Source organism: Fibrobacter sp. HC4 (assembly GCF_023373925.1).
GTDB lineage: Bacteria > Fibrobacterota > Fibrobacteria > Fibrobacterales > Fibrobacteraceae > Fibrobacter.
Map to the genome: position 1 here is coordinate 1 of NZ_JALCZV010000045.1, position 3,985 is coordinate 3,985.

Genomic DNA, 3,985 nt, shown 5'->3' on the forward strand with positions numbered 1-3,985 from the left:
CGAACAACAAGATAAAGCTACTGATACGGACTGCCTATGGCTTCAGGAACATGAACAACATGCTGTCGCTGATAATGTTGAGCTGTTCCTATGTAGATGTAAAGATAGCCTACGAATGGGAATCGGAATCGAGAGAATCATCTAGCAAGGCTGCCTAAATGCTTCCACACATGTTGATGATGCCTCAATTTTTTCTTCTAGAAAGTTCATGCGGGAAAATCTAGGAAAATCTATATTTGACCTTATGCCGAACTTTCAAAGGCGCACCTTCATCGCCATTGACTTGAAGTCTTTCTTTGCCTCTGTGGAATGTGTTCTACAGGGGTTGGATCCGTTGAAGGCGAACTTGGTGGTGGCCGATGCCAGCCGTACTGAAAAGACGATTTGCCTGGCGGTGAGCCCGAGCCTGAAAGCTTACGGAATTCCTGGCCGAGCCCGCTTATTCGAAGTAATCCAGAAATTAAAAGAGGTGAAGCGTCGTACAGGTGTGGATGTGGATTACATTGTGGCTCCGCCCCGCATGGCGAAATATGTGGAATTTTCTACCAAGGTTTATAACGTCTACCTAAAATATGTGAGTGCCGAAGACATTCACAATTACTCCATCGATGAATGTTTTTTGGACGTTACCCAGTACCTCAAACTTTATAAGAAAACGGCCCGGGAATTGGCGAAGACCATGGTCCAGGACGTACTTGAAACTACGGGTATAACCGCAACGGCGGGAATCGGCAGCAACCTTTACTTGTGCAAGATTGCCATGGATATTATGGCCAAGCATGTAGATGCCGATGAAGACGGAGTCCGCATTGCGGAACTGGACGAAATGAGTTTTCGCAGGAACCTGTGGAATCATCGTCCTCTTACCAGTTTCTGGCAGATTGGCCGCGGGATTGCGGAACGTCTGGAAAATTGTAACCTGAATCGCGGTCGTGGAATTTATACCATGGGTGACCTTGCCCGTGTAAGTATCAAGAATGCCGATGCCCTTTATAAGATGTTCGGCATTAATGCCGAAATCCTGATTGACCATGCCTGGGGCTATGAACCTTGTACCATTGCCGAAATCAAGAAGTACAAACCAAAATCCAACAGCATTGGTGGCGGCCAGGTTTTGAGCTGCCCCTACACGGCAGAAAAGGCCCGCATTGTCGTTCGCGAAATGGTAGACTCCCTGACATTGGATTTGATAGACAAGAATCTGGTGACAAACAGTCTAACCTTGATGATGGGCTATGACCGTGAAAATGTGGACAAGGGAATTTATGTAGGCCCCACGGTTATCGATAACTACGGACGGGAAATACCGAAGCCCGCTCACGGATCTGCAAATCTGGGCCGCTATACTTGTTCCCAGTCCGCTATTGCCGAGGCGGTGATGAAACTGTTCGACCGGATTGTGAATCCGAAGCTGACCTTGAAACGTCTGAATCTTGTGGCTAACGATGTGCTGGACGTGAGTTACGAGGAAGTGGACCTTTTTACCGATGTTGAAAAGCAGGAGAAGGAAAAGAAACGCTTGAAGGCGGAACTGCTGATCAAGAAACGCTTTGGCAAGAACGCCATTATCAAGGGCATGGACTTGCAGGAAGGAGCCACTACGGTGGAACGCAATGGACAAATCGGAGGTCATCGTGCCTGATAACTACGAAGACATTATCAATTTGCCTTACCCGCGGAACGACTGGAATTTTCTCATCAAGCATCCTCGCATGTCTATTGAAAATCGTGCGAAGATTTTTGCTCCCTTTGCCGCCCTCCGCGGCCATAGCGATGCCATTGCGGAAACTGCCGAAAAGAAGCTGACCATCCGTCAGGAAGAACTGATGGAGGATTCCCGCATTGAACTGGACGAGGCGTTGGCCGCCTTGTCGGAACGTCTGCAACGTGGTGAACATCCGACAATTCGTGTCAGTTATTTTGTGCAAGACAAAATCCTTGCTGCAGGCGTAGGGACCTACAGAGAAATTGAAGGTCTTGCCGCCAAACTGGACTTGAATACGGCAACGCTCCAAATTGTAGATACAAAAATTCCACTGAATGATATCCAGTGGATTAAGTTTGCTTAAGTGGTTTTGAATTATCCCATGGAGTTGGTCACGTTCTTGGTGGCCATGACAATCTTGTCGGGGTCGCTTTTCAGTCGGTAGAAGAGGAACTGGCTGTAGCTAATGCCCTTTGTGTTGTGGAAATCCGGCGTGGTGCGGAACAGGATTGAAGTCTGTTCCATTTTTTCAAGTTTAGAACGTACATTGCTGAAGTCCATGAATGCCGTTAGACGATCCTGGTCTTCGGGAATAACATATTTCTGGATGAACCATTTGACGACGGCATCGTAGTCAAGAACCTTCATGGCTGTAGTGACATTTTCGACGAGCGAAATATTCTTGTACAGCTGAACTTTCTTGGAGGCCAGTTCAATTCGGCAGATCATGGTGTAGTTCTTGCTGAGACCTTCGATAATCTGATGTTCGAATTGCAAATCGCGAACTTGTTCCAGTCGGGCGGCACGGCCATGGTCCACCAGTTCCAGGATGAATAGTGCCTTGGACGGTTCCCCATCAATTTCTTCGATGGTTCTGAAGGTGGCCTGATGCCAGTGTCCGGCGATGGTCTTGTATTCGTAAACGAGACTCTTGTTCTTTTTCAGATCCCTTTTCAGGAACTGGATGTCAAAGAACTGGGCTACGATTTCCTTGTATTCGGGATCCACCAGCTGAATGGTGTCGTTCATGATTCCGGTAAAGGTCAAGGACTTGGGGGCGTTGGATTTTGCCAAGGTTTTTAAGACCCAGTAGCTGTTCTTTTCTAGGTCGATGGTTGCCATCAGGGCGTAAGAATTGGAAAGGCTGCGAAGGATGGCGTCAATTTCGCGCTTGTAGCTCAGTTCTGCAATGCCGCGCTTGTATTCGGGATGCTTCTCGTAGAAGGCTTCCTTGTCCTTATACATCTTGGTTTCGGCATCGCGGGCCACGTCTTCGATATGCTTGGGATTCTTGCTCCAGCTGCAGCCGATGGAGGCCTGGGGAACGGGATCCTTGCTCAGGTAGGCATGGAAGTTGTCGGCCAGGAATTGAACGTCTTCCTTGTCGCTTCCGTGGATCACGATCAGAAATTCGTCGCCGCTGATTCGGTAGATGAGTTCGTGCTTGAAATTTTCGACCAGCTTGCTGGTGAAGGAACGCAAGAAGTCATTGCCGGCGGCATGACCGCGAGTGTCATTAATCAGCTTGAGACCGTTTAGGTCGGCAAAAATCACGCCGATACTTTCTGGCTCCTGCTGGCTTGCGTAATTGCGGCACTGGGTCTGATAAGAGTAAAAGTTATTCAATCCGGTTAGAGTGTCATACTTGCAGAAATGCTCCAGTTCACGCTGCACTTCCATCTCGTGGACGTAGGAATCGTGAATGTCCTGGACAAACAGCCATGTGGACTGGTTCTTGTCGGTGTAGTCATCGGCCTTGATGATTTCCATGAACACCCAGCGGAACACGCCGTCGGTCTTTCGACGGTATCTTAGGCGGAAACGGTCGTTTTCCTTAAAGAAGCTGCGGAGGGAATCCAGGGTCAGCCTTGTTCGGTAGATATTTTCGTCTGCTTCGTAGATATTTCCCCTGTCGGCGAACATCATGAACCATAGAGAAATGCTCTTGATGTCGTTTTTCTGCTCGTCGGAGGTCTCTGTAGGGAGAATTTTGACCACTTGATAGGTATCGTCCGTCAAATTGACTTTCAAGACCTTGTAGTAGGTCTTGGCCAATGCGGAGATAGCGTTTGAGATATCGATAGTGGACATATATTAAAAAATATAAATGATTTTTGGCTCTTCATCAACATGTGTGGGTGGCTTCGCCACCCTTTTTTGTTGACTTTCGCCTAAATTAAACAAAAAATGGGCTATTTTCTAAAATTTAATCGCCAAAAAAAACAGAAGAAAAAGCCCATGTCAAAATTATACAAATCCATCTTCAATGTCAACGGCTGT

The 3,985-nt window shown here is 47.5% G+C and carries 3 protein-coding genes; 2 read left to right on the top strand and 1 reads right to left on the bottom strand.

Annotation, left to right across the window (positions count from 1 at the left end; genetic code table 11):
- Window positions 1–244: 244 nt before the first annotated feature.
- Both MMG03_RS15720 and MMG03_RS15725 read left to right on the top strand, forming a co-directional pair.
- Window positions 245–1,642 carry a DNA methylase gene (locus MMG03_RS15720; RefSeq protein ID WP_073283633.1) on the top strand — a complete coding sequence of 466 codons (1,398 nt, stop codon included), beginning with the start codon at window positions 245–247 and terminating at the stop codon, window positions 1,640–1,642.
- On the top strand, window positions 1,614–2,069 hold the full coding sequence (locus MMG03_RS15725; RefSeq protein ID WP_073157850.1) for a hypothetical protein: 456 nt from the start codon (window positions 1,614–1,616) through the stop codon (window positions 2,067–2,069). Before MMG03_RS15720 ends, MMG03_RS15725 begins: the two co-directional genes overlap by 29 nt.
- An 11-nt stretch (window positions 2,070–2,080) precedes the next feature.
- Here MMG03_RS15725 and MMG03_RS15730 read toward each other — a convergent pair whose 3' ends face one another.
- Window positions 2,081–3,796 carry a GGDEF domain-containing protein gene (locus tag MMG03_RS15730; protein ID WP_249506716.1) on the bottom strand — a complete coding sequence of 572 codons (1,716 nt, stop codon included), beginning with the start codon at window positions 3,794–3,796 and terminating at the stop codon, window positions 2,081–2,083.
- Between the last annotated feature and the right edge of the window lie 189 nt (window positions 3,797–3,985).